The organism is Actinoplanes sp. 13 (genome assembly GCF_056134165.1).
Genome location: NZ_JBVYOQ010000001.1, coordinates 686,680 through 711,511, shown reverse-complemented (window position 1 = coordinate 711,511; position 24,832 = coordinate 686,680). Strand labels below are relative to the sequence as shown.

Sequence of the window (24,832 nt, the reverse complement as noted above, 5' to 3'; positions counted from 1 at the left end):
GGCGCGCAGCCGGTGACCCGGCCGACCCTCGGCGTGCGCGACGTCTCATGATTATGCCGTGATGCCGGACCAGGAACACCCCCGCGGAACCGTGGATCGGACCCGTCTCGCGCCGGAACTGGCCGCCGCGGCCGCGGAGCTGGCCGCGGCCGGGGTCGCATCGCCGCGGGTCGATGCGGAGCTGCTGGCGGCGTACGTGCTGGATGTGCCACGTGGACGCCTGCTCCTGCTGGACACGATGCGCCTGGCCGAGAGGGACCGGTTCCGTTCGCTGGTGGCGCAACGGGCCCGCCGGATCCCGTTGCAGCATCTGCTCGGTTCCGCCGCGTTCCGGCATCTGGACCTCGCAGTCGGTGCCGGCGTCTTCGTGCCGCGGCCGGAGACCGAGCTGCTGGCCGGCTGGGGGATCGAGCGGACCGCCGACGGCGCGACCGTGGTCGACCTGTGCAGCGGCAGCGGCGCCATCGCGCTCGCCGTCGCCGACGAGACCCGGGCCGGGCGGGTGATCGCGGTGGAGCGCTCGCCGGGCGCGCTGGCCTGGCTACGGCGCAACGCGGCCGCGTACCCGGTGGTCGAGGTGGTGGCCGGCGACGTCACCGACCCCGGGTTGCTGTCCGGCCTGCACGGTGCGGTCGACGTGCTGCTGTGCAACCCGCCGTACGTTCCGGACGGCACCGCGGTCCCGCCGGAGGTGTCCGGGCACGACCCGGCCGAGGCGGTCTTCGGCGGCGGCGACGGGCTGGCGGTGATCCGGCCGGTGGTCGAGCTGGCCGCGAAGCTGGTGAAACCGGGTGGGTACGCCGGGATCGAGCACGACGACGTGCACGGCTCGGCGGTGCCGGAGCTGCTGCGCCGCGACGGACGGTTCACCGAGGTGACCGCGCACGACGACCTGACCGGCCGTCCCCGGTTCGCGACCGCCCGCCGCCGGTGGGACGGCGGCTAGTCGCATGGCACACTGCATCTCGTGATGCTCTACGACTGCGCCACCGTCGCCGACCGGGACCGAGGCATCGCTGCGGCGGTCGAAGCGGCCAAGAGCGGCGAGCTCGTGGTGATGCCGACCGACACCGTGTACGGCGTCGGCGCGGACGCCTTCACCCCGCACGCCATCACGCAGCTGCACCACGCCCGCGGCTCCGACCGCCGGGTGCCGCCACCGGTGCTGGTCGGCTCCCGGCACACGCTGGACGGGCTGGTCTACTCGCTGCCCCGGGCGGCCCGGGAGCTGGCCGACGCGTTCTGGCCCGGTCCGCTCACCATCATCGTCGAGCACTCGCCCAGCCTGCAGTGGGATCTCGGGGACACCGGCGGCTCGGTGGCGGTGCGGATGCCGCTGCACCCGGTCGCTCTGGAGGTTCTGCGCGAGGTCGGCCCGATGGCCGTCACCACCGCCAACAAGCTGGGCTCGCCGCCGCCGGTCACCGCCGAGGAGGCGCGCGACCAGCTGGAGTACGCGGTACGCGTCTACCTGGAGGCCGGACCGGCCGCCGATCCGGCGCCGAGCACGATCGTGGACGTGACCGGTGACGTACCCCGCGTGCTGCGGGCCGGTGCCCTGGCGTTCGAGAAGTTGCGGGACGTGGTTCCGGACATCATCGACGGGCAGGCCTGACGTGGCGCCGTTCACCGTTCTGCACGTCTGCATGGGCAACATCTGCCGCTCGCCGATGGCCGAGCGCCTGCTCGCCCGCGCGGTGCGCGACCGGTCCGGTGACGTCCCCGGCGACCAGCTGATCCGCAGTGTGAGCGCGGGTACCGGCGGCTGGCACGAGGGCGAGGAGATGAACCCGCCGGCCGCACGGCAGGTGCACGCCCGGCGCGGCAGCGCCGACGGCTTCCTCGCCCGCAAGCTGCGCGGCGACTTCATCGACGAGGCCGACCTGATCCTCACCGCCACCGTCGACCAGTACGACTACGTCGTCGCGCTGCGCCCGGACGCCGCCGGCCGCACGTTCGTGCTCGGCGAGTTCGGCCGGCTGCTCGGCGCGGTCGACACCGGCGCGCTGCCGCCGGCCGAGGCCAAGCCGGACGCGGTGCACGCCCGGGGCACCGCCATCGTCGAGGCGGCCGCCCGGCTGCGTGGCGACGACCCGCCGCAGGCCACGGACGACCTGGACGACCCGTGGGGCCGCGGCGACCAGACGTTCCAGCGGATCGGCGACGAGATCGAGGACGCCACGGTCCCGTTCGCCAAGCTCCTGCTGCCGTGAGCCCGGGGTCTGACGGGCGCTGCGCGCTGCCGGACGCCGAAGGGATCCGCCGGGCGGTGGAGATCCTGCACGCCCGCTCGGTGGTCGCGTTCCCCACCGAGACCGTCTACGGCCTCGGCGCCGACGCCTTCTCCGCGCAGGCGATCGCCGAGATCTACCGGCTGAAGAACCGGCCCAGCTGGAACCCGCTGATCGTGCACGTGGCGGATGTGGCGGCTGCGCGTGAGCTGGCCGAGGAGTGGCCGGCCGCGGCGGACGACCTGGCCGCCCGGTTCTGGCCCGGCCCGCTCACGCTCGTCGTGCGCCGGGCCCGGCACCTGCCCGGCATCGGCGCCGCGAACGACACCGTGGCGGTCCGGGTGCCCGCGCACGAGGTCGCGTTGCGGCTGCTGGAGGCGTCCGGCCTGCCCCTCGCGGCGCCCAGTGCGAACCGTTCGGAGAGCATCTCGCCGACCACCGCCGAGCATGTGCTGCGCAGCCTGCCGGACGTGCCGCTGGTGCTGGACGGCGGCGCCTGCTCCTGGGGCATCGAGTCCACCGTGCTGGACCTGACCACCGCGACGCCGACCCTGTTGCGGCCGGGCGCGCTCGGGCTGCGCGTGCTGCGCGAGGCGGCCGGTGCGATCGCCCTGCCGGACGCGGAGACCGCGGACGGCGCGGCCCGGCCGTCGCCGGGGATGAGCCGGCGGCACTACGCGCCGCGGGCCAGGGTGATCCTGGCCAAGGACGTGCGTGACGTCGACCGGGCCGGGCTGGCGGGGCCGGTCGGCACGCTGACCTACGAGGACGCCGGGCCGGAGGGCACCGAGATCCTGTCGGCCGACCCCCGGGAGTACGCGGCGGATCTGTACGCCGCGCTGCACCGCCTGGACGACGCGGGCGTCGCCACGATCCTGGTGCAGGAGCCGCCGCAGACCGAGGACTGGCTCGCCGTCCGCGACCGCCTCACCCGAGCCGCCGCCGGATAGACCCACCCCGGTGTGGGGACTTCGGGTGCGGAGCGAACCTCAAGTCCCCACGCTCGCGCGCGCCACCACCTGTGTGGGGACTTCGGGTGCGGAGCGAACCTCAAGTCCCCACGCTCGTGCGCCACCACCTCGCGCGCGCTGCTTCAGGTTGTCACGTGGGGGGTGGAGGCCTGTTCGGCGGTGCGGGTGATGTTGCGAGCCATGCCGCTGAAGACGATGCCGTGGAAGGGCACCACGGACGCCCAGTAGAGGTGCCCGACCAGGCCCCGCGGCAGGAACACGGCCCGCTGCCGGTACACGCTGCCGCCCGAGGAGTCCGGCTCGGCGCGCATCTCCAGCCAGGCCCGCCCCGGCACCCGCATCTCGGCCCGCAACCGGAGCAGCGAGCCGGGTTCGAGCTCCTCGACCCGCCACCAGTCCAGCGCCTCGCCGACCCGCAGCCGGTGCCGGTCCCGGCGTCCCCGGCGCAGGCCGACGCCGCCGGCCATCCGGTCCAGCCAGCCCCGCACCGACCAGGCGAGCGGGAACGAGTACCAGCCGTTCTCACCGCCGATGCCTTCGATCACCCGCCACAGCTGCTCGGCCGGCGCCTGCACGGGACGCGAGCGCTCGTCGATGTAGACGCTGCCGCCGGACCAGTCCGGGTCGCTGGGCAGCGGCTCGGCGGCGGCGTCCCGGCCGGAGGCGCTGGTCCATCGGGTCTCCACGTCGGCGTCCCGGATCTTGCCGAGGGCCAGGCGGACGGATTCGTCGAAGCCGAGCGGCGCGGGACCCGGGATCAGCGCCGCGATGTCGTTCTCGTGCGCGATCGCCTCGTGCACCAGGCTGGCGACGAGCGGCCGGGCGATGGCGTTCGGCACCGGTGTGACCACGCCGACCCAGTGCGCGGACAGCCAGGGGCTGAGCACGCGCACCGGCAGGATGACCCGGCGGGAGAGCCCGGCGACCCGGGCGTACCGGCGCATCATCTCGGCGAAGGTGAGCACGTCGGCGCCACCGATGTCGAAACCCCGGTTGACCGACGGCGGCAGCTCCGCCGCGCCGATCAGATAACGCAGCACGTCGCGGACCGCGATCGGCTGGATCCGGTTGCTGACCCAGCGGGGCGTCACCATGACCGGCAGGCGCTCGGTCAGATACCGCAGCATCTCGAACGAGGCGGACCCGGAACCGATGATCACGGGAGCCCGCAGCACCACGGTCGGCACGCCGCTCTCCAGCAGGATGCCGGCCACCTCGGCGCGGGAGCGCAGGTGTGCCGACGTCCGGTCGCCGGTCGGTGGCTCGGGACCGCCGAGGTAGATGATCCGGCGCACCCCGGCCGCCCGGGCCGCCGCCGCGAAATTGTGGGCCGCCTCCCGGTCGCGCTGCTCGAAGTCGTCGCGGCCGAGCGAGTGCACCAGGTAGTAGGCGACGTCGACGCCCTCGAACGCGGCCGCCAGCGAGGGGACTTCGTTGAGGTCTCCCTCGACGATGTCCACCTGCCCGGCCCACGGGACGTCGCGCAGGCGCACCGCGCTGCGGGACAGGCAGCGCACCGAGTGACCGGCCTCGAGCAGGCGGGGAACCAGGCGGCCCCCGATGTAACCGGTGGCGCCGGTGACCAGACATCGCATGACTCACCAGTGTTCCCCGGCGGGATGCCGTCGAAGCCTGAACGGCGAGAACCGCGGAGTCAGCCCTTGGCACCGGGTCCGCGCCTATGCTCGTGCTGGCGGGGGTTCTCGATCTCGGGAGGCCAGGTGGGCACCTTCTGGGGGCCGGACTTCGGGGCGCTGGAGCGCGACGACCCGGAGATCGCGGCCGTGCTCGTCGACGAGCTGGCCCGGCAACGGGAGACCCTGCAGCTGATCGCCAGTGAGAGCTTCACCTCGCCGGCGGTGCTCGCGGCGCTCGGTTCGACGCTGGCGAACAAGTACGCGGAGGGCTATCCCGGTCACCGGTACTACGGTGGCTGCGCGCTGGTCGACCGGGCCGAGGAGCTCGCCGTCGAGCGGGCCCGGGAGCTCTTCGGCGCCGAGCACGCCAACGTCCAGCCGCACTCCGGCGCGGCGGCGAACCTGGCGGCCTACGCGGCGCTGGCCGAGCCCGGCGACGCGGTGCTGGCCATGGGCCTGCCGTACGGCGGTCATCTCACTCACGGCAGCCGCGCCAACTTCTCCGGCAAGTGGTTCCATCCGATCGCCTACCGGGTGGCGGCGGACACCGAGGAGATCGACTACGACGAGGTACGGGACCTGGCGCTCGCCCACCGGCCGAAACTGATCATCTGCGGGGCGACCTCCTACCCGCGGCTGATCGACTTCGCCCGGTTCCGCGAGATCGCCGACGAGGTGGGTGCCTATCTGCTGGTCGACGCGGCGCACTTCATCGGCCTGGTGGCCGGGCGGGCGGTGCCGTCCCCGGTGCCGTACGCCGACGTGGTCACCTGCACCACCCACAAGGCACTGCGCGGACCGCGGGGCGGCATGATCCTGTGTCGTGCGGATCTGGCGCAGCGGGTGGACAAGGCGGTCTTCCCGTTCGCCCAGGGCGGGCCGATGATGCACGCCATCGCGGCGAAGGCGGTCGCCCTGCGCGAGGCGGGCACGCCGGCCTTCCGGGGGTACGCTCAGCAGACCGTCCGCAACGCGCGGGCGCTGACCGCGGGGCTCGTCGCCGAGGGGATGCGCCCGGTCACCGGCGGCACGGACACTCACCTGGCCGTGTTCGACCTGCGCGAGCTGAGCGTCTCCGGCCGGGACGCGGAGGCGCGCTGCGCCTCGGGGCGGATCGCGTTGAACAAGAACGCGATTCCGTACGACCCGGAGAAGCCGGCCGTGGCATCCGGCATCCGGGTCGGCACGGCGGGCGTCACCTCGCAGGGCATGCGGGAGGACGAGATGCGCCGGATCGCGGGCCTGATCGGGGCGGCGGTGCGCAGCGACCCGGCGACGGCCGGCGGTGCGAGCCGCCTGGCCGAGGCGGCCGAAGAGGCGTCCGCACTGGTGCGGCGCTTTCCGTTTTATGTGGAGCAGGAGGTCATGGCGTGAGTCGTGGAGGGCCGGCGGCAGCCGAGCGCAGCTCGGGGGACGGTCTGGAGTCCGACGGGGCGGACGCGTTCGTACCCGATGAGGATTTCGACGAGGACGACCGCCCCCTGCCGGACCTGCCCGCCCTGCCCGCCGACCCGCGCTGGCGGGTGGAGCATCTGCCGTTCCTCACCACGGTCTCGTTCGCGCTGCTGCTCTGCGCGGCCTCGGTGGGATTTTTCACGGCCGGCCCGGCCGCCGCGCTCGGCGCGGCCGCGGGCGTGCTGATCGTGACCATCAGCTATTCGATGTCCACGCTGGTCATCGCCTGGGCGGACACGGTTCGCCCGGCCCTGCTGATGCCGGCGGCTCTTTTGACCTATGTCCTGAAATACACGATCTTGGGCGTTATTCTGGCGTACGGCGTCGCCACCGACTGGCCCGGGCGCAGAGCGCTGGGTCTGGGCATTGTGGCCGGCGTGATGGTATGGACCGGTGTGCAGGCCTGGTGGCTCTACGGCCGAACTGTCAGAAAGTGATCTACGGCACCGCGTCTGCCCAGCTCAAGGGGGAACAAGTCGGTCAAGGGCCCACGATCCGGTGACCTCGTCCCTCGCGCCGTGTTCCGTTCTGGCGTGACAGGAGTACCGTGTCCTTCCAGTTGCGAGACTCCTGACGCCTGGACAACTGCGGTTGTGCGGGGGGTCCCGCTTAGCTTCGTGTTTCCTGCTGATATCGTTCGGGCCGTCATGACCGGCCAGAATCCTCCCGACAAATCCCGCGGTGACGACGGTCCCGACCTGCCTCCCGACACAGGGGCGGGCATGACCGCTCTGTCCTATCTCATCGCGGGCATCTTGGTCTGGGGTGGGATCGGCTGGCTGGTCGACCACTTCGTCGGGACCCGGGGCATCTTCGCCGGTATCGGCTCCGTCCTCGGAATCGGCGGCGCTGTGTACCTCATTGTGCGCCGACTCGGCGCCTGACAGGAAAGGGCCATGGTGATCGGTCAGTCGACGGTCCTCGCGGCGGCGTTCCCGCCCGATGTCGAGGACTTCTACCTGCCCAGCATCCTGCCGTGGGGCGCCCACGACACGTACTGGTTCACCAAGATCACGGTGCTGGTCTGGGTGGCGGTCGCGGCGATTATCGTCTTCTTCCTGGCGTCGTACCGGAAGCCGCAGCTCGTACCGACCAAGAAGCAGTGGATCGCGGAGAGCGTCTACGGCTTCGTGCGCAACAACATCGCGGTCGACATGATCGGCCCGCAGGGCGTCCGGTTCGCTCCCTACCTGACGTCGCTGTTCCTGTTCATCCTGGTGAACAACTTCTTCGGGATCGTGCCGCTGATCCAGATCTCGCCGATGTCGCACATCGCCTTCCCGGTGGTCCTCGCGGCGATCTCGTACATCCTGTTCATCTGGGTCGGCATCAAGAAGCACGGCATGAAGTACTTCGTGTTCGCGGTCAAGCCGAACGCGCCGATCTTCATCCTGCCGCTGCTCATCCCGATCGAGATCTTCTCGAACTTCCTGGTCCGGCCGTTCTCGCTGGCGGTTCGTCTGTTCGCCAACATGTTCGCCGGCCACATGCTGCTGCTGGTGTTCACGCTCGGCGGCTTCGCGATGATCAGCGCGAACGGCCTGCTCGCGCCGATCTCGGTGCTCTCCTGGGGGCTCACCATCGCGATCACCTTCCTCGAGTTCATGGTGATCTGCCTCCAGGCCTATGTCTTCACGGTGCTTACCGCGAGCTACGTGCAGGGCTCGCTCGCCGACGAGCACTGAGTCAGTACCCGAACCTAGTAACACCCCGTTGTCGTCCCGCGTGACACTCACGCGAGATTCCAGGAGGAACAGAGAATGCTTGTCGCCGAAGTTGTTGGTAGCACCGCCGCCATCGGTTACGGCCTCGCTGCCATCGGCCCGGGTATCGGTGTGGGCCTGGTCTTCTCGGCCTACATCCAGTCGACCGCCCGCCAGCCGGAGTCGTCCCGCCTGACCCTGCCGTTCGTCTGGATCGGCTTCGCCGTCATCGAGGCCCTGGCGCTGCTCGGTATCGCGTTCGGCTTCATCTGGCAGGGTCCGCTCTGATCCTCGCCCTCGACTAGGGAGTGCCCATGATCGACCTTTACCTGGCCGCGGCCACGGAAGAGGGTGCCACCGAGCACAACCCGATCCTGCCGATCTGGCAGGAGATCGTGGTGGGCTCGGTTGCCTTCGCGGTGCTCTGCTTCGTGCTCATCAAGTTCGTCTTCCCGCAGATGGAGAAGACGTTCCAGGCGCGGGTGGATGCGATCGAGGGCGGCATCAAGCGTGCCGAGGCCGCGCAGGCCGAGGCGAACGAGCTGCTCGAGCAGTACAAGGCGCAGCTCGCCGAGGCTCGGACCGAGGCCGCGCGCATCCGCGACGAGGCCCGGGCCGACGCCGAGGGCATCCGTCAGGACGTGCTGGCCAAGGCTCGCGAGGAGTCGGACCGCATCATCGCGGCCGGCAACGAGCAGCTCGCCACGCAGCGCGCGTCCATCGTCCGGGAGCTGCGCTCCGAGGTCGGCACGCTGGCCGTCGACCTGGCGAGCAAGATCGTGGGCGAGACGCTGGCCGACGAGGCCCGCACCCGCGGCACGGTCGAGCGGTTCATCAACGACCTCGACTCGGCCGGGCGGCGCTGATGGCGTCGGGCGTGAGCCGTGAGGCCTACGGCGACGCGTCGCAGCAGCTCGCGGCGAACACCGCGACGGCAACGGCCGCGCAGCTGGCCTCGGTCGCCGACGAGATCCTGTCGGTGGCCGGCCTGCTGCGGGCCCAGCCCCGGTTGCGCCGGCAGCTGACCAACCCGTCGCGGTCCGGCTCGGATCGGGCCGGCCTGATCAAGGGCCTGCTGTCCGGCAAGGTCTCCGAGGTGACGGTGAACGTGCTGGCCGCCCTGGCGTACGGCCGGTTCGCCAAGCCGAGCGAGCTGCTCGACGCGACCGAGCAGCTGGGTGTGGACGCCCTGCTGATGTCGGCCGCCAAGGACGACAAGCTGGCCGAGGTCGAGGACGAGCTGTTCCGGTTCAGCCAGATCGTGGCCGGCGATTCGACGCTCGCCGTCACGCTGGGTGACCACGGCGCTCCGCTGGAGCACCGCGTTAAGCTGGTTCAGGACCTGCTCAAGGGCAAGGTTCATGTGACGACGGGCCGTTTCGTCGAGTTGGCGCTCGAGGGTTTCGGCGGCCGCGGCTTCGAGAGCTCGCTGAACCGGCTGGTCGAGCTGACCGCGGCGAAGCGGGACCGCGACGTGGCGTACGTGACGGTGGCCAAGGTGCTCACCGACACCGAGGAGCAGGCTCTCGCCGCGAAGCTGTCCGCCATCTACGGCCGTGGGGTCTCGTTGAAGGTGGACGTGAACCCCGCGATCATCGGCGGTGTCAGCGTCCGCGTCGGCTCCGATCTCTACGACGGCACGATCCTGCGCCGGTTGAACGCAGCCAAGCAGGCGTTCGCTAAATAGTCCTTTCCCCTCGATATTCCATCGAGAAGCCCCCTCGGCGGCGGTGACGTCCCGAGCTAGACAGAGAAGGCAGAGGATGGCCGAGCTGACCATCTCCTCGGACGAGATCCGGGGGGCGCTAGAGCGCTACGTCTCGTCCTACACGCCCGACGTCTCCCGCGAGGAGGTCGGCATCGTCTCCGACGCGGGCGACGGCATCGCGCACGTCGAGGGTCTGCCCTCGGCGATGGCGAACGAGCTGCTGGAGTTCTCCGACGGTACCCTGGGCGTCGCCCTGAACCTCGACGTCCGCGACATCGGCGCCGTGATCCTGGGTGACTTCGCGAACATCGAGGAGGGCCAGCCGGTCAAGCGCACCGGCCGGGTCCTCTCGGTCCCGGTCGGCGACGCCTTCCTGGGCCGCGTGGTCGACGCCCTGGGCAACCCGATCGACGACCGTGGTGAGATCGCCAACGAAGGTTTCCGTGAGCTGGAGCTCCAGGCGCCGAACGTGATGGCGCGCCAGCCGGTGAAGCAGCCGCTGCAGACCGGCATCAAGGCGATCGACGCCATGACGCCGATCGGCCGCGGCCAGCGTCAGCTGATCATCGGCGACCGCAAGACCGGTAAGACCACGGTCGCGCTCGACACGATCATCAACCAGAAGGCGAACTGGGAGTCCGGCGACCCGGAGAAGCAGGTCCGCTGCATCTACGTGGCGATCGGCCAGAAGGCTTCCACCATCGCCAGCATCCGCGGTGTCCTGGAGGCCCAGGGCGCGCTGCAGTACACGACCATCGTGGCTGCCCCGGCGTCCGACCCGGCCGGCTTCAAGTACATCGCCCCGTACACCGGCTCGTCCATCGGACAGCACTGGATGTACAACGGCAAGCACGTCCTGATCGTCTTCGACGACCTGACCAAGCAGGCCGAGGCGTACCGCGCCGTGTCGCTGCTGCTGCGCCGCCCGCCGGGCCGTGAGGCGTACCCGGGTGACGTCTTCTACCTGCACTCCCGCCTGCTGGAGCGCTGCGCCAAGCTCTCCAACGAGCTGGGTGGCGGCTCGATGACCGGTCTGCCGATCATCGAGACGAAGGCCAACGACATCTCGGCCTACATCCCGACCAACGTGATCTCGATCACCGACGGGCAGATCTTCCTCGAGTCGGACCTGTTCGCCTCGGGTGTCCGCCCGGCCATCAACGTCGGCACCTCGGTCTCCCGGGTCGGTGGTTCGGCGCAGGTCAAGGCCATGCGCTCGGTCTCCGGCCGGCTCCGTCTCGACCTGGCCCAGTTCCGTGAGCTGGAGGCCTTCTCGGCCTTCGCCTCCGACCTGGACAAGGCGTCGCGGGCGCAGCTGGAGAAGGGCATCCGCCTGGTCGAGCTGCTCAAGCAGCCGCAGTACTCGCCGTACTCCACGGTCGACCAGGTCATCGTGATCTGGGCGGGCACGACCGGCCAGCTCGACGACATCCCGGTCAGTGACGTGCGCCGCTTCGAGGGCGAGTTCCTCGAGTGGGTCAGGCGCAACCGCAGCGACGTCTACACCTCGATCGAGTCGACGAACCTGCTGAGCGACGACAACATCGAGAGCCTGAAGTCGGGCGTCGTCGAGTTCAAGAAGGTCTTCCGGAGCGGCGCGACCGAGACCAGCGAAAGCGGTAGCTAGTCATGGCCGGTCAGGTACAGGCGCTGCGGCGGCGCATCCGCACCGTCAAGTCGACCAAGAAGATCGCCAAGGCGCAGGAGCTGGTCGCCACCAGCCGGATCGCCAAGGCGCAGGAGCGGGTGAACGCCTCCCGGCCGTACTCGGAGGCGATCGCCAAGGTCCTCGGCGCGCTGGCGGCCAACGCTTCGGTCGACAACCCGCTGCTGGTCGCGCGCGAGCGCGTCCAGCGGGCGGGTGTCCTGCTGATCACCAGTGACCGGGGCCTGGCCGGCGCCTACAACGCCAACGCCATCCGCACCGCCGAGCAGCTGATCGCTCGGCTGAAGTCGGAGGGCAAGGAAGTGGCGCTGTACGTGGTGGGCCGCAAGGGCGTCGGCTACTACAAGTTCCGGAACCGGGAGGTCGCGGCCAGCTGGACCGGCTTCTCGGAGCGCCCGACGTTCGACGACGCCAAGCGCATCGGCGACGCGCTGACGGAGGCGTTCGCGGTCGGTTCGGAGGCGGACGGAACCTTCGGCTCGGAGAACATCCGGGGCGTGGACGAGCTGCACATCGTGAGCACCGAGTTCAAGTCTCTGATGACGCAGAACGCCAACGCCAAGCCGCTGGCACCCGTACAGGTGGACGCGCAGGAGGACGGCGACAAGTCCGAGCTGCGCCCGGCGTACGAGTTCGAGCCGGACGCCGACGAGCTGCTCGACGCGCTGCTGCCGAAGTACGTCAACACCCGCCTCTACGCGGCGTTGCTGGACTCGGCGGCCAGTGAGTCGGCGTCGCGCCGGCGGGCGATGAAGAGCGCGTCGGACAACGCCGACGATCTGCTCAAGCGGTACACGCGCGAGATGAACTCCGCGCGGCAGGCTGCGATCACCCAGGAAATCAGTGAGATCGTCGGCGGCGCCAACGCGCTGGCCGAGGCGGGAAGTGATGTGTGATGACTGCTGTAGCTGAGCCCATTAAGGCGGAGACTGCTGTCGGCCGCGTCGTCCGGGTCATCGGCCCGGTCGTCGACGTCGAGTTTCCCCGTGACGCCATGCCCGCGATCTTCAACGCGCTGAAGGTCGAGGTCACCCTCTCCGGCGGCACCAAGACGCTGACCATGGAGGTCGCCCAGCACCTGGGTGACAACCTGCTCCGCACCATCTCGATGCAGCCGACCGACGGCCTGGTCCGCGGCGCCGAGGTCACCGACACCGGCGCGCCGATCTCGGTGCCCGTCGGCGACGTGACCAAGGGCCACGTGTTCAACGCCCTCGGCGAGGTGCTCAACGTCGACCCGTCGACGCTGGACATCCAGGAGCGCTGGTCGATCCACCGCAAGCCCCCGGCGTTCGCGGACCTCGAGCCGAAGACCGAGATGCTGGAGACCGGCATCAAGGTGCTCGACCTGCTCGCGCCGTACGTGCGTGGTGGCAAGATCGGCCTGTTCGGCGGCGCGGGCGTGGGCAAGACCGTGCTCATCCAGGAGATGATCATCCGGGTGGCCCGTAACTTCGGTGGCACCTCGGTGTTCGCCGGCGTCGGCGAGCGCACCCGTGAGGGCAACGACCTCATCCTGGAGATGGACGAGGGCGGCGTGCTGGACAAGACCGCGCTGGTCTTCGGCCAGATGGACGAGCCGCCGGGCACCCGCCTGCGGGTCGCCCTGACCGCCCTGACCATGGCGGAGTACTTCCGGGACGTCCAGAACCAGGAGGTGCTGCTCTTCATCGACAACATCTTCCGGTTCACCCAGGCCGGTTCCGAGGTCTCCACCCTGCTCGGCCGCATGCCGTCCGCCGTGGGCTACCAGCCCACGCTGGCCGACGAGATGGGCGAGCTGCAGGAGCGGATCACCTCGGTCCGGGGCAAGGCCATCACCTCGCTCCAGGCGATCTACGTGCCCGCCGACGACTACACCGACCCGGCGCCGGCCACCACGTTCGCCCACCTGGACGCGACCACCAACCTCGAGCGGTCGATCTCCGACAAGGGCATCTACCCGGCCGTGGACCCGCTGGCCTCCAGCTCGCGGATCCTAGCGCCCGAGTTCGTCGGGGCCGAGCACTACACGGTCGCCCGTGAGGTCCAGCGGATCCTGCAGAAGTACAAGGACCTGCAGGACATCATCGCCATCCTCGGTATGGACGAGCTGTCCGAGGAGGACAAGGTCACGGTCGCCCGGGCCCGCCGGATCGAGCGGTTCCTGTCGCAGAACACCTACGCGGCGGAGCAGTTCACCGGTGTCCCCGGCTCGACGGTCCCGCTGAAGGAGACCATCGAGGCCTTCAAGAAGATCTCCGAGGGTGAGTACGACAACTACCCGGAGCAGGCCTTCTTCATGTGCGGTGGCCTCGAGGACCTCGAGAAGAACGCGCACGAGCTGATGAAGGGCTGATCAGCCCGCACCAGAAAAGAGGGTCGCGCCCGGCGCGGCCCTCTTTTCCATAACCGGAGTTCACGGCGTCCTTGGGTATGCTTGGCGCCCGTTGGGCAGGGTCCGGCGGGAGGTCGAGGAACTGGTGGCCAAGTCTCTGAAGCGGCGCGCGCCGTGGTGGGCACGGATCAGCGCGGTGTTCGGCGCCGTCCTGTTGCTCACCAGTGGTGGCGTGCTGGTGACCGGTCAGGCCCTGATCGCGAAATACACCGGCGCGGTCGACGCGGGCGGCAGCATCCTCGGCGATCCGGCCGCGGGCGCCACCAGAGCCGCCGACATCAAGGGCCCGGTGAACATCCTGCTGGCCGGCATCGACCCGCGGGACACGAAGACCGCGCCGCTCTCCGACTCGATCATCGTGGCGCACGTCCCGGCCTCGATGGACCAGGTCTACCTCTTCTCCATCCCCCGCGACCTGTACGTGGAGATCCCGGCGTTCCCGAGGACCGGCTTCGGCGGCGGCAGTTCGAAGATCAACGCTGCGATGTCGTTCGGCAGCGCGGTCGGCGACGGCCGGCACGACGTCAAGCAGGGTTTCTCGCTGCTGGCCGCGACGGTCAGCGACCTCACCGGCATCACCGAGTTCGACGCCGGGGCGATCATCAACTTCGGCGGGTTCAAGAAGATCGTCGAGGCCATGGGCGGCGTCACCATGACGATCGACCAGAACGTGAAGTCGGAGCACCTGCAACCGGACGGCAAGCCCCGCCCGAAACGGCCGGAGTGCGCGGACAACGGCTGCGCCCACCCGTACGTCGGGCCGCAGAAGACGTACCGCAAGGGCACGTACCACCTGCAGGCCTGGGAGGCCCTGGACTACGTCCGCCAGCGCTACGGGCTGCCCAACGGCGACTACGACCGGCAGCGGCACCAGCAGCAGTTCGTCAAGGCGATGGCCGAGCAGGCGATGAGCAAGGACGTGGCGACCGACCCGGCCAAGCTGCTCAAGGTGCTGGACGCGGCCGGCGACTCGCTCACGTTCTTCGGCGAGGGCCACAGCGTCATCGACTGGGGCCTGGCGCTGCGCGGCGTCAGCACCGCCGACATGACGCTGATCAAGCTGCCCGGTGGCTCGCTCATGCAGAACGGCAGGTACATGGGGGAGCAGCTCGCCGCCGGCACGGACGAGTTCTTCCGGGCGGTGCGGGAGGACCGGATCGCGGCATTCCTGCTGGATCACCCCGAGTACGTGAGCAGGACCGGCTGACCCACCACCCAGTACCACGGTGAGCTGGGCCGCCGTTTAGACTTCACCCGTTCGGTTCCGCAGCGTAAAGGGAGACAGCGTGGCCAACCAGCTGCACGTCGAAGTCGTCGCCGTCGAGGAGAAGGTCTGGTCCGGCGAGGCGGAGATGCTCGTGGCGCGGACGACCGAGGGTGAGATCGGTGTCCTCCCCGGCCACTCGCCGCTGCTCGGCCTGCTGAAGGAGCCCTCCCAGGTCCGGGTCAAGCTCGCCGGTGGCGAGCAGCTGACCTACGACGTGGCCGGCGGCTTCCTGTCGATCGACGCGAACGGCGTCACGGTGCTCGCCGAGAGCGCCACGCCCGCCACGCCCGAGTCGCACTGACGCCGGCGATGCGGGTTCTGGAGATCGCCGGAATCTGCGTCGTCGCGCTGCTCGCGCTTCTCTTCGCCGTCTTCTTCCGCCGCCGTCTGCTGATGCAGGGCGGCGGAACCATCCGGGTCCAGGTCCGGCTCAGCACGATGGTCCCCGGCCGCGGCTGGTCGACCGGTCTCGGCCAGTTCGTCGGCGACGAGCTGCGCTTCCACCGCATGTTCAGCCTGGCCATCCGCCCCAAGCGGGTGCTCGACCGCCGGACGATGACGGTGCGGGAGCGCCGGATCCCGGCCGGCCCGGAGCGGCTCACCATGCCGGGGCACTGGATCGTGCTGCGATGCCGCACCGGGGACACCGACCTGGAGATCGCCATGGCGGAGACCACCGTCACCGGTTTCCTGTCGTGGCTGGAGGCAGGACCGCCGCGTGACCCGGGCGCCCTGCAGCGCCGGCCGGCCTTCGACTCCCGCCCGATCGAGCCGTAAGGGGCCGTGGTGCGGATCCGGGTCGTCGACGCCTTCACCGACCGGCCGTTCTCCGGCGCTCCGGCCGGTGTGGTGGTCCTGGAGAGCTTCCCCTCCGACGTCTGGATGCAGCGGGTGGCAGCCGAGGTGAACCACGCCGAGACCGCCTTCCTGCATCCCGTCTCCGAGGACACCTGGGCCCTTCGCTGGTTCACCCCGGCGGTCGAGGTGGACCTCTGCGGGCACGCCACGCTGGCCGCCGCGCACATCGTCGGCGGCCCGGCGCGGTTCGACACCCGCAGCGGTGTGCTGACCGCCCGGCCCGGGCCGGCCGGGATGATCACCCTCGACTTCCCGACGGCGCCGTTGTCGCCGGTCGAGGCGCCGCCCGGGTTGGCGGCCGCCCTGGGCGCCGAGATCCGGAGCGTGCACCACACCGGGCCGCACACCGACGACCTTCTGGTGGAGCTGGCCGACGAGGAGACGGTCCGGGGAGTGACCCCGGACCTGCGCGCGCTCGTGCCGCTGTCCCGGCGCGGCGTGGTCGTCACCGCGGCGGCCGGTGCGGACGCCTACGACTTCGTCTCCCGGTTCTTCGGGCCGGCCGTGGGTGTGGACGAGGACCCGGTCACCGGGAGCGCCCACACCGCGCTCGCGCCGTTCTGGGCGTCCCGGCTCGGCCGCGACGAGCTCGTCGGCTATCAGGCCTCGAAACGTGGCGGCTTCGTGCGGGTGGCCCTGCGCGGCGACCGCACCGAGTTGAGCGGCCACGCCGTCACCGTCATCGACGGCGAACTGCGCGCCTAGGCTCTGTCCCGCGCGCCGCCGGGCACCCATTTCACGTCGCCGTCCGGGTTCGCCACCCGGGACAGGATGAAGAGCAGGTCGGAGAGCCGGTTCAGATATTTGGCCGGCAGCACGCCGGTGCGGTCCGGCTCCTCGGCGTAGAGCGCCCACGCCGACCGCTCCGCCCGCCGCGCCACCGTGCGGGCCACGTGCAGCAGCGCCGCGCCCCGGGTGCCACCCGGGAGGACGAAGCTGTCCAGCGGCGCGAGCGTCTCGTTGAACTCGTCGCACCAGCCTTCGAGCCGTGTCACGTACTCCTCGGTGATGCGCAACGGCGGATGCTCCGGCGGCGTCGGCGAGACCGGGTTCCCCAGGTCGGCGCCGAGGTCGAAGAGATCGTTCTGGACGGACGCGAGCACAGCCCGTACCCGCTCAGAAAGATCACCCAGCGCGATCGCCGCACCCAGCGCGGCGTTGCACTCGTCGGCGTCGGCATAGGCGTTGATGCGTGGCGCCGTCTTGGGCGCCACCTCGTTGTTGACCAGCCGGGTCTGGCCGGCGTCGCCGGTCCGGGTGTAGATGCGGGTGAGATGCACAGCCATGCGGCCCACCCTACGGTCCGCCCGCGGTGTCCGGCCCATACGATGGCCCGCGTGGATGTGATCAGGGTGAAGGGCGGGGCTCGGCTCGCCGGTGACGTCATTGTCGGCGGGGCGAAGAACTCCGCGCTGAAGCTGATGGCGGTCGCGTTGCTCGCCGAGGGCCGCAGCGTGGTGTCGAACGTGCCACGCATCACCGACATCGCCATCATGGCCGAGGTGCTGCGCCGGCTCGGCTGCGACGTCAGCCTGTCGGGTGGCGAGGCGGTCATCGACGTGCCGCTCGAGCCCGGCGCGGAGGCGGACTACGACCTGGTGCGGCGGCTGCGCGCGTCGATCTGCGTGCTGGGCCCGCTGCTGGCCCGCCGCGGTTACGTGCGGGTCGCACTGCCGGGCGGCGACATGATCGGCTCGCGGGGCCTCGACATGCACGTGTCCGGGCTGGCCCGGATGGGTGCGGAGATCTCCAACGAGCACGGCTTCGTGATCGCCTCGGCGCCGGCCGGGCTGCGCGGCTCGAAGATCTGGCTGGACTTCCCGAGCGTCGGCGCCACCGAGAACCTGCTGATGGCGGCGGTCCTCGCCAAGGGCGTGACCGAGATCGACAACGCCGCGCGCGAGCCGGAGATCGTGGACATCTGCGAGATGCTCAACGCGATGGGCGCGCGGATCGAGGGGGCCGGCACGTCGACGCTCACGATCGAGGGGGTGGACGGGCCGCTCAAGCCGGTGCGCCACACCACGATCGGCGACCGGATCGTCGGCGGCACCTGGGCGTACGCCTCGGTGATGACCCGGGGCGACGTGACCGTGCGCGGGGTCCGCCCGGAGTTCCTCGACATCGCCCTGGACAAGCTGGTGACCGCGGGCGCGACCGTCGAGCCCGGCGACAACCAGTTCCGGGTCCGGATGACCGAGCGTCCCCGGCACGTCGACATCGTCACCCTGCCGTACCCGGGCTTCGCCACGGACCTGCTGCCGATGGCGATCGGGCTGGCCGCGGTCGCCGAGGGCTCGTCGCTGATCACCGAGAACATCTTCGACGGCCGGTTCATGTTCGTGAACGAGATGGTGCGGCTGGGCGCGGACATCCGCACCGACGGGCACCACGCCGTGGTGAACGGCCGGGAGCGGCTCTCCGGCGCCCCGGTCCGGGCGACCGACATCCGGGCCGGCGCGGGGCTGGTCATCGCCGGCCTCTGCGCGGACGGGGTCACCGAGGTCGGCGAGGTGCACCACATCGACCGCGGGTACCCGGACTTCGTCGAGGACCTGTCCCGTCTCGGCGTCGAGGTGGAACGCACCGACGTGCCCGAGCCCACGTTCGACTTCTAGCTGGACACCAGGCGCCTGGCCTCTTCCAGCTCCTCGGGGAAGACGAGCACGCTGACCCGGCCGTCCCGCCGGGGCGCCGTGGTCGCCCGGATGCCCGCGTCGCCGAGCAGCCGCCGGATCTCGTCGGCCACCTCGGTGTCACCGGTGACCGCGGCCGGTTGCAGCAGCCCGTAGTCGTCGTGATCGCCGAAGATGCTCAGACCGTCCCGTGCCGGTTCCCCGCCGGCCGGGCCGGTGGGCGAAAGGCCCATGCGCCAGAACACCGCGCCCAGGAAGCCGACCAGTCCGACGGCGATCAGCGGTCCGATGAGGTACCAGCCGTCGCTCGTGGCCATGGGCACAGTCTGGCACCGCAGGTCGCGGATTTCTCCGCATTTGCCCCGAAGGAATGCCGGGCTGAACCTCCGTTAAGTAGCCCCGCTAGACTGCAGCCCCCCGGACTAAGGAGTGGAGCATGGCGGGTCGTCTCGCGGTCATCGGATCCGGATTGATGGGCTCCGGCATCGCACAGGTCTCGGCGCAAGCCGGCTGGCAGGTCACCATGCGGGACGTCGACGACGCCTCGCTCGACCGCGGAATGACCGCGATCAAGGACTCGCTGGCCCGGTTCGCCGCCAAGGGCAAGATCAGCGAGGCCGACGTCGAAGCCGCCCTCGGCCGGATCACCCCCACCACCGACCTGGACGCCGCCGCCGACGCGGACATCGTCGTCGAGGCGATCTTCGAGAAGATCGAGGCCAAGCACGAGGTCTTCAAGGCGCTCGACAAGATCTGCAAGCCGGGCGCGATCCTCGGCACCAACACCTCGGCCATCCCGATCACCCAGATCGCCTCGGTCACCGCGCGGCCCGAGTCCGTCGTCGGGATCCACTTCTTCTCGCCGGTGCCGATGATGAAGCTGGTCGAGCTGGTCCGCGGATACCAGACCTCGGACGACACCCTGACCGTCGCCCGCACCTATGCCGAGGAGGTCGGCAAGACCTGCGTCGAGGTCAAGCGCGACGTCGCCGGCTTCGTCTCCAACCGGCTCTTCGCGGCGATCCTGGTCGAAGCGATCCAGCTGGTCGAGACCGGCGTGGTGAGCGCCGCCGACCTCGACACGGTCATGAAGCTCGGCTTCGGCCACACGATGGGCCCGCTGGCGACGGTCGACCTGACCGGCCTCGACGTCATGCTCAACGCGGCGAGCAACATCTACCGCGACACCGCGGACGAGAAGTTCTTCCCGCCGGAACTGCTCCAGCGGATGGTCCAGGCCGGCGACCTCGGCCGCAAGAGCGGCAAGGGCTTCTACAGCTACTGATCCGGGTGGGCCGGTGCGGCCTCGGTGCCGCACCGGCTTCTTTCCACCACGGATGTACGTTCCACAACGCCCCGACCGCAACGTCGGCGTCCCCCGCCTGCGGCGGCTACCGCACTCCCACCCCACCGTCCCGCCCTAGAGCGTATGAACTCGGGACGGTCCCTCGGTTGCGTGTGAAATTCGGGTGCGGAGCGCGCCTCAACTTCACACGCAGGGGTGGTCGCTTTGTTGTGTGTGAAGTTCGGGTGCGGAGCGCGCCTCAACTTCACACGCGGGGGTCAGCGGGAGGCGGCGAACGAGAGGGAGAGCAGCGTCGCGGCGACCATGCCGCCGAGCAGGGTGAGCCCGATGCCGCCGATGTCCAGGCGCGCCTGCATCCGTCGGTGCGCCAGCAGAGCCGCCACCGGCACCCCGGCCGACGGCGCGACCAGGAACGTCAGCCACCCCACACCGCGGATCACCACGCCGCCCCACACTCCCGTACCCCCGAAGGTCACCAGGCCCGCGGCCATCAGACCGGTGAGCGTCGCGGCCAGCGCGCCCAACAGCGGCAGCAGCGGGAGCGCCCACCGGGAGAGCGACCGCCGGCCGGCCGGGCGGACCGTCACGTCGATCCGGTCCGCCGCCCGCGACAGCAGCATCCGCGGCGACTGCCGGCCCGGCGCCGGCGCGTCCTCGGTCGACGGCCGCCGCTGGAGCGCGACCCGGGGGAGCGCCTCGACCGGCGCCGGCTCGGGCATCTCGCCGAGCGCCCGCACCCGCATCCCGCGCGCCCGGCGCAGCTGGTCCCAGAGCCGGGCGGCCTCCCGGTCGACGTCGAGCACCTGGGCCGCCGCCGCGCCGGCCCACCGGTCGGCGGCGAGCGCGTCGCTCTCCGCCCGGGCCAGCTCGCCGGCCGCCCGGGCGGCACTGTCCTGGTACGCCTGTTCCGCGTTGTCGAGCTCGGCGTCGCGGCGCCGGGTCACGTCCGCGAGGGCGCTCACCATCAGCTGGTAGTCGCGGCCGAGTGGCTGCCGATCACGTGTGGTCACTGTTCACCTCGTACGGGATGATCACTTCGGGTGTGCGGTGCACGGATCGGTCGAAGAACAGCGCGCGCCGGGTCCGCGGATACCAGACCGGCCCGCCGGGCTGGGGGTGCAGCGGGGCCAGTTCGGCCCCCTGCACGTCGAGTGCCACCCAGGCGCCGATGGTGTCGAAGCGCGCGCCCACCCCGCCCAGGTCGTCGCGCAGCCGGGCCACCGACCGCCACCAGCCCAGCACGTGTGTCCGCTGCTCGGGCCCGTCGGCCAGCAGCGCCCGCAGCCCGGCCCGGTGCTCCCGCCCGGCCGCGTCCAGCGCGTAACCGAGGACGTACCGGGGGACCTCCGAGGCCGGCAGGTCGAAGTGGACGTCGGAGGAGTCGTACCAGTCGGCGCTGGGCAGCTCGGCGACGAGCCGCGCCGCGGCCCGTTCGGCGTCGGCCGCCAGACAGATCACGCTGAAGTGCGCGGGCCCCTGCGCGGCCAGGCTGAGTGCCGCGGCGGCCAGCACGTCGCAGGCCTCGTCGGTACGCGTACCGAGCACCGCGAGATTGCGGCCCGGCATCCGTCCCAGCCGCAGCCGGGCCGGTTGCGCCGCCACGTCGATCCGCTCGCCGAGCACCGCGCCCGGCGACGACCCGACCGGGGCGTCGGCCGACGGCACCCGTCCGGACGGCCGGTACACCGACGGCAGGCGGGGCACCGCGTCGCCGTCGAAGAGCCGGGGCTCCTCACAGCCGATCGGGCGGGAGCGCCAGAGCTTGCGTTGCAGGGCCCGCCACGCGGCGCGGTCCCCGGCGTCCGGCAGCCGGACCACCCGGTTGGCGCCGGCAACGCCCGACTCGGTGTTCACCACCGCGTGGAAGCGGGGGATGACCGCGGCCGCCAGGTTGTCGTCGGCGAGGATGCGGCGGGCCTTGGGCAGCGCGATCCGGAGCGGGAACTGGCCGATCAGGCCGGGGCGGCCCCACAGCGCCTGGACGCCGGCCACCTCCGCCGACGCGAGGATCAGGTGGATGCCCTGCGAGCGGCCGCGCCGGGCCAGGTCGTCGAGCAGGGCGACCGCCTCATCGGCGACCGCGTCCCGTCCGTCGAGCAGCACCTGGAACTCGTCGATCACGGCGACGATCCGGGGCCAGTGCCCGTCCGGGTCCTGGGCGCGCAGTCGGGCGAGCCTGCCGGCGTCGTACCGTTTCGCGGCCTGCGCGCGGGTGCGCAGCTCCTCGCCGAGGTGGCGGAGCATGGCCAGGCCGAACTCCCGGTCGCCGTTGACGTTGATGCCGGCCAGCCGCACCTGGGGCAGCCAGCTGGGGTCGCGGGGGCCGGCGGCGTACCGGGCGAAGGATGCGCCCGCCTTGAAGTCGAGCAGGTAGAGGGCGAGTTCCTCGGGGCCGTACCGGGTGGCGAGCGAGCCGAGCCAGGCGTAGATCAGGTTGGTCTTGCCGGAGCCGGACGGCCCGCCGATCAGCGCGTGCGGCGTGTCGTCGTCGAGCGGCACCTCGATCAGCGTGCCGTCGGTGCTGTCCCCGATCGGTGCGACCAGGCCGTCGCGGGAGGACGCGGCCCACAGTGCGGCGGGTTCCAGGTCGGCGATCCGGGCCGGGGGCGGTGCCGACCGGATCCGGTCGGCGGTGTTCTGGCAGAACGCCGCGATCCGTTCGGCGGGTGGCGGCGGGTCCAGCCGGATCTCCAGCGGGCCCAGCGAGGCGCAGGTGGCGGTCTGGCCCCGGACGACGATCCGCTCCACCGTCGGGTCGTCCTCGACCTCCAGCCCGCGGATCACCAGGTGCACGCCGCAGGACACCCCGGTACGCACGATCCGGTCCAGCTGCGCCCGCTGCGAGGCGGTGAGCTCGGCCGCGGTCGCCCGGTCGGCGAGCAGCACCACGAGCCGCCACGGCTCGGTGCGTGGGCCGGGCGTGGCGGCCACCAGGTCGGCGAGGCAGGTGTGCCGGCCGGCGAGCACCGCCTCGTTCACCCGGCAGATGTGGTCGACCAGCTCGTCGAGCAGCGCGCCGAGCCCGCCCGGCCCGACGAAGCTCGGTCCGAGCGGGGCGAACGGGGCGAGGGTCCCGCCCAGGTGCTCGGGGTCGTAGACGGTGAGCCGCACGTCGCCCGGGCGGGTGCTGCCGAGCACCCGCAGCAGGACGCCGGTGATGACGTCGTCGAGCGTGCTGGTGGGGCCGCTCAGGTGCAGGTGCGCGGCGTCGAGCACCGGGACGAGGCCGGGCAGGGCGAGGCTGTCGTCGAAGGTGATGGCGCCGATGCGGACCAGTCCGGGCCGGCCGCCGGGTTCCGGCTCGCTCGGCGCCCACAGCCGCCACGGCACGCTGGCGGCGCCGGTCGCGCTGACGGTGGCCAGGCCGCGCAGGTGCCGGGCGAGGCGGTCGGCCTCGTCGCGGTACCGCTGGTGGATGTTGTCGCGGGCCGACTCGCGGGCCGACGCGAGCTGGGTCAGGCAGGTGGCGTACGCGTCGCGTACCACCTGCCGTCGCTGTTGTGCCTCGCCGCGCGCCGACTCCGCGGCGGCCAGCACGGCCCGGGCGGTCCCGCGCGCTTCGGCGAGTTCCTGCCGGACCGCGGCGACAAGCGCGTTGCGGTGACTACCCACGCCATCCCCCGGAGCCCATGGTGGGGGATTTTAGCCATTTCCGTCCCTTTTGGGAGTTTAGCTGCTGCGTGTCGTGATCTCGTTGACCGGCGTGGGCACAGGCGACGCCGGGTGCCGCTCCGCCACCTCCGACCAGAGCTGCTCCGCCACGACCATCGCGGCCTCCCGCTGCCACTGCCGGGTGACGTCGCGGGGCACGTACCGCCGGAACCAGTCCACCGCCTGCCGGGCCTCCCGGCTCATCTCGCTGCTCCGCGGCCGCCGCACGTAGGGGTTCAGGCCGAGCACACAGCAGAACTGGAGGACGTTGTAGTACCGCCAGTCCTCGGTCGTGCTGAACGGGCCGGGCGGGCGCAACGCGGACACGCTTTCCCGCAGCACTGCCCGCAACTCGCGGGCCCGCGCCCGCGGCTGGTCCTCCCGCCCGGCCAGCCGCCGCTCCACCGACGGCAGGTCGGTGAGCGGACTGCGGGCCAGCCGGTTCAGGTCGCCGAAATCGGTGAGCGCCCGCCGGGTCAGCCGCAGGAACTCCGGCTCGCCGATCGTGCCCAGCCGCCGCGGCTCCCGCCGGCGCAGCAACGCCTCCGCGTTCAGGAACAGCGCGCTCCGCTCGGACCGCATCAGCGCGTCGTCGTGCAGCGCCAACCGGTCCAGCAGGCGGCGCAGCTGACCGCCCAGACCGGCCACCGTCGACGCCACGGCGAGCACCGCGAACTGGAGCAGCACCACCCCGTCGTGACCGGAGACGATCAGCATGGTGGCGGTGACCGGCACCCCGGTCAGCACCACCGCCACGATCGCCCCGGCCAGCGAGCGGCGCAGGTCCGGCCGCAGCCGCTCACCCGCCTCGGCGGCGTGCGTCACCGCCATCAGATAGCCGACCACCAGCAGGTCCACCCCGATCGCCCCGATCACCACGGCGCCGCCACCCACGTCCGCCGGGGAGAGCAGCAGCGCCAGGCCGGCCGCGTACAGCACCGCCATCAGCGTCATCGACATCGGCAGCATCCGCGGCGTGACCTGCGCGCGCAGCCGCCACAGCAGGGTCAGCCCGCCGATCAGCGGGCTCAGCGCGACCAGCCGGCCCAGCCCCGGCAACCCGATCACCATGACCAGGAACAGCAGACCCAGCACCAGGGCGCCCCGGTCCACCGGCCGCCGTTCCGGCGGCGTCAGCGGCAGCATCGCCACCACCGCGCCGGCCCAGCCGAGCGCGGGCAGACAGAGCAGGATCTCGGCGATCATGCTGCCCGGCGCGACGCTCCAGACGGCCACCCCGATCGCGTACGCGCCGAGCGCGGCCGCCGACCAGCGGAGCACCCACCGCTGTGGATCACGTCCGATCAGGTAGCAGGCGAGCCACCAGGAGAGGGCGAAAGCGGGAACAGCGACAGCGGGCACCCGA

At 71.4% G+C, this 24,832-nt stretch carries 26 protein-coding genes; 20 read left to right on the top strand and 6 right to left on the bottom strand.

Going from position 1 to position 24,832, the window contains the following annotated elements; all coding sequences use genetic code 11:
* Positions 1–61: 61 nt before the first annotated feature.
* The 4 genes from prmC to AC0NH5_RS03175 are packed head-to-tail and all read left to right on the top strand — an operon-like array spanning position 62 to position 3,181.
* Positions 62–946, top strand: coding sequence for a peptide chain release factor N(5)-glutamine methyltransferase (gene prmC, locus AC0NH5_RS03190; RefSeq protein ID WP_474399651.1), 885 nt, complete (start codon positions 62–64; stop codon positions 944–946).
* 24 nt (positions 947–970) lie between these two features.
* Positions 971–1,615, top strand: a complete 645-nt coding sequence (locus AC0NH5_RS03185) for an L-threonylcarbamoyladenylate synthase (protein ID WP_474400342.1) — start codon at positions 971–973, stop codon at positions 1,613–1,615.
* Position 1,616: 1 nt separating this feature from the next.
* The gene (locus AC0NH5_RS03180; RefSeq protein ID WP_474399650.1) at positions 1,617–2,213 is read left to right on the top strand and encodes an arsenate reductase/protein-tyrosine-phosphatase family protein; all 597 of its coding nucleotides are present in this window, start codon (positions 1,617–1,619) and stop codon (positions 2,211–2,213) included.
* Positions 2,210–3,181, top strand: coding sequence for an L-threonylcarbamoyladenylate synthase (locus AC0NH5_RS03175; RefSeq protein ID WP_474399647.1), 972 nt, complete (start codon positions 2,210–2,212; stop codon positions 3,179–3,181). Before AC0NH5_RS03180 ends, AC0NH5_RS03175 begins: the two co-directional genes overlap by 4 nt.
* Before the next feature lie 143 nt (positions 3,182–3,324).
* Here the strand turns inward: AC0NH5_RS03175 and AC0NH5_RS03170 are convergent, their stop codons facing one another.
* Positions 3,325–4,797, bottom strand: coding sequence for an SDR family oxidoreductase (locus AC0NH5_RS03170; RefSeq protein ID WP_474399645.1), 1,473 nt, complete (start codon positions 4,795–4,797; stop codon positions 3,325–3,327).
* 126 nt (positions 4,798–4,923) lie between these two features.
* Here AC0NH5_RS03170 and AC0NH5_RS03165 point away from each other — a divergent pair, with 126 nt between their 5' ends.
* From AC0NH5_RS03165 to AC0NH5_RS03100, 14 genes are all read left to right on the top strand, one after another.
* Positions 4,924–6,213: a serine hydroxymethyltransferase gene (locus AC0NH5_RS03165; RefSeq protein ID WP_474399642.1), complete on the top strand. Its 1,290-nt coding sequence runs from the start codon at positions 4,924–4,926 to the stop codon at positions 6,211–6,213.
* Complete coding sequence (locus tag AC0NH5_RS03160) at positions 6,210–6,731, top strand: hypothetical protein (RefSeq protein ID WP_474399639.1); 522 nt, start codon at positions 6,210–6,212, stop codon at positions 6,729–6,731. Before AC0NH5_RS03165 ends, AC0NH5_RS03160 begins: the two co-directional genes overlap by 4 nt.
* A 210-nt stretch (positions 6,732–6,941) precedes the next feature.
* A complete protein-coding gene (locus tag AC0NH5_RS03155; RefSeq protein WP_474399636.1) occupies positions 6,942–7,178 on the top strand; it encodes an AtpZ/AtpI family protein in 237 nt (78 codons plus the stop codon).
* A 15-nt stretch (positions 7,179–7,193) separates the two neighbouring features.
* Entirely contained in the window at positions 7,194–7,979 is a 786-nt protein-coding gene (gene atpB / locus AC0NH5_RS03150) for a F0F1 ATP synthase subunit A (RefSeq protein ID WP_474400340.1), read from the top strand.
* Between the two features lie 75 nt (positions 7,980–8,054).
* Entirely contained in the window at positions 8,055–8,285 is a 231-nt protein-coding gene (locus AC0NH5_RS03145; protein ID WP_474399633.1) for a F0F1 ATP synthase subunit C, read from the top strand.
* A gap of 26 nt (positions 8,286–8,311) precedes the next feature.
* A complete protein-coding gene (locus AC0NH5_RS03140) occupies positions 8,312–8,863 on the top strand; it encodes a F0F1 ATP synthase subunit B (RefSeq protein WP_474399631.1) in 552 nt (183 codons plus the stop codon).
* Positions 8,863–9,684, top strand: a complete 822-nt coding sequence (locus AC0NH5_RS03135) for a F0F1 ATP synthase subunit delta (RefSeq protein ID WP_474399629.1) — start codon at positions 8,863–8,865, stop codon at positions 9,682–9,684. The genes AC0NH5_RS03140 and AC0NH5_RS03135 overlap by 1 nt, the downstream gene beginning before the upstream one ends.
* Before the next feature lie 76 nt (positions 9,685–9,760).
* The gene (gene atpA, locus AC0NH5_RS03130; protein WP_474399626.1) at positions 9,761–11,332 is read left to right on the top strand and encodes a F0F1 ATP synthase subunit alpha; all 1,572 of its coding nucleotides are present in this window, start codon (positions 9,761–9,763) and stop codon (positions 11,330–11,332) included.
* A gap of 2 nt (positions 11,333–11,334) precedes the next feature.
* Positions 11,335–12,267: a F0F1 ATP synthase subunit gamma gene (locus tag AC0NH5_RS03125; RefSeq protein WP_474399624.1), complete on the top strand. Its 933-nt coding sequence runs from the start codon at positions 11,335–11,337 to the stop codon at positions 12,265–12,267.
* On the top strand, positions 12,267–13,709 hold the full coding sequence (gene atpD / locus AC0NH5_RS03120) for a F0F1 ATP synthase subunit beta (protein WP_474399622.1): 1,443 nt from the start codon (positions 12,267–12,269) through the stop codon (positions 13,707–13,709). Before AC0NH5_RS03125 ends, atpD begins: the two co-directional genes overlap by 1 nt.
* Positions 13,710–13,800: 91 nt before the next feature.
* Entirely contained in the window at positions 13,801–14,955 is a 1,155-nt protein-coding gene (locus tag AC0NH5_RS03115; protein WP_474399620.1) for an LCP family protein, read from the top strand.
* 79 nt (positions 14,956–15,034) lie between these two features.
* Complete coding sequence (locus AC0NH5_RS03110) at positions 15,035–15,316, top strand: F0F1 ATP synthase subunit epsilon (RefSeq protein WP_196413689.1); 282 nt, start codon at positions 15,035–15,037, stop codon at positions 15,314–15,316.
* Between the two features lie 8 nt (positions 15,317–15,324).
* Positions 15,325–15,792 carry a DUF2550 domain-containing protein gene (locus AC0NH5_RS03105; protein WP_474399617.1) on the top strand — a complete coding sequence of 156 codons (468 nt, stop codon included), beginning with the start codon at positions 15,325–15,327 and terminating at the stop codon, positions 15,790–15,792.
* Positions 15,793–15,801: 9 nt separating this feature from the next.
* Positions 15,802–16,578: a PhzF family phenazine biosynthesis protein gene (locus AC0NH5_RS03100; RefSeq protein WP_474399615.1), complete on the top strand. Its 777-nt coding sequence runs from the start codon at positions 15,802–15,804 to the stop codon at positions 16,576–16,578.
* Here the strand turns inward: AC0NH5_RS03100 and AC0NH5_RS03095 are convergent.
* Entirely contained in the window at positions 16,575–17,159 is a 585-nt protein-coding gene (locus AC0NH5_RS03095) for a cob(I)yrinic acid a,c-diamide adenosyltransferase (protein ID WP_474399613.1), read from the bottom strand. The genes AC0NH5_RS03100 and AC0NH5_RS03095 overlap by 4 nt on opposite strands.
* Before the next feature lie 42 nt (positions 17,160–17,201).
* Here AC0NH5_RS03095 and murA point away from each other — a divergent pair, with 42 nt between their 5' ends.
* The gene (gene murA, locus AC0NH5_RS03090; protein WP_474399610.1) at positions 17,202–18,491 is read left to right on the top strand and encodes a UDP-N-acetylglucosamine 1-carboxyvinyltransferase; all 1,290 of its coding nucleotides are present in this window, start codon (positions 17,202–17,204) and stop codon (positions 18,489–18,491) included.
* Here the strand turns inward: murA and AC0NH5_RS03085 are convergent.
* Positions 18,488–18,826 carry a hypothetical protein gene (locus tag AC0NH5_RS03085; RefSeq protein WP_474399608.1) on the bottom strand — a complete coding sequence of 113 codons (339 nt, stop codon included), beginning with the start codon at positions 18,824–18,826 and terminating at the stop codon, positions 18,488–18,490. The two genes, murA and AC0NH5_RS03085, sit on opposite strands and share 4 nt — an antisense overlap.
* 119 nt (positions 18,827–18,945) lie before the next feature.
* Here AC0NH5_RS03085 and AC0NH5_RS03080 point away from each other — a divergent pair, with 119 nt between their 5' ends.
* On the top strand, positions 18,946–19,794 hold the full coding sequence (locus tag AC0NH5_RS03080; protein ID WP_474399606.1) for a 3-hydroxyacyl-CoA dehydrogenase family protein: 849 nt from the start codon (positions 18,946–18,948) through the stop codon (positions 19,792–19,794).
* A gap of 278 nt (positions 19,795–20,072) precedes the next feature.
* Here the strand turns inward: AC0NH5_RS03080 and AC0NH5_RS03075 are convergent, their stop codons facing one another.
* The 3 genes from AC0NH5_RS03075 to AC0NH5_RS03065 are packed head-to-tail and all read right to left on the bottom strand — an operon-like array spanning position 20,073 to position 24,828.
* Complete coding sequence (locus AC0NH5_RS03075; RefSeq protein ID WP_474399605.1) at positions 20,073–20,825, bottom strand: hypothetical protein; 753 nt, start codon at positions 20,823–20,825, stop codon at positions 20,073–20,075.
* Positions 20,812–23,427 (bottom strand): FtsK/SpoIIIE domain-containing protein, encoded by a 2,616-nt coding sequence (locus tag AC0NH5_RS03070; protein WP_474399602.1) that lies wholly within the window; start codon positions 23,425–23,427, stop codon positions 20,812–20,814. The genes AC0NH5_RS03075 and AC0NH5_RS03070 overlap by 14 nt, the downstream gene beginning before the upstream one ends.
* A gap of 57 nt (positions 23,428–23,484) precedes the next feature.
* Positions 23,485–24,828, bottom strand: coding sequence for a hypothetical protein (locus AC0NH5_RS03065; protein WP_474399599.1), 1,344 nt, complete (start codon positions 24,826–24,828; stop codon positions 23,485–23,487).
* Between the last annotated feature and the right edge of the window lie 4 nt (positions 24,829–24,832).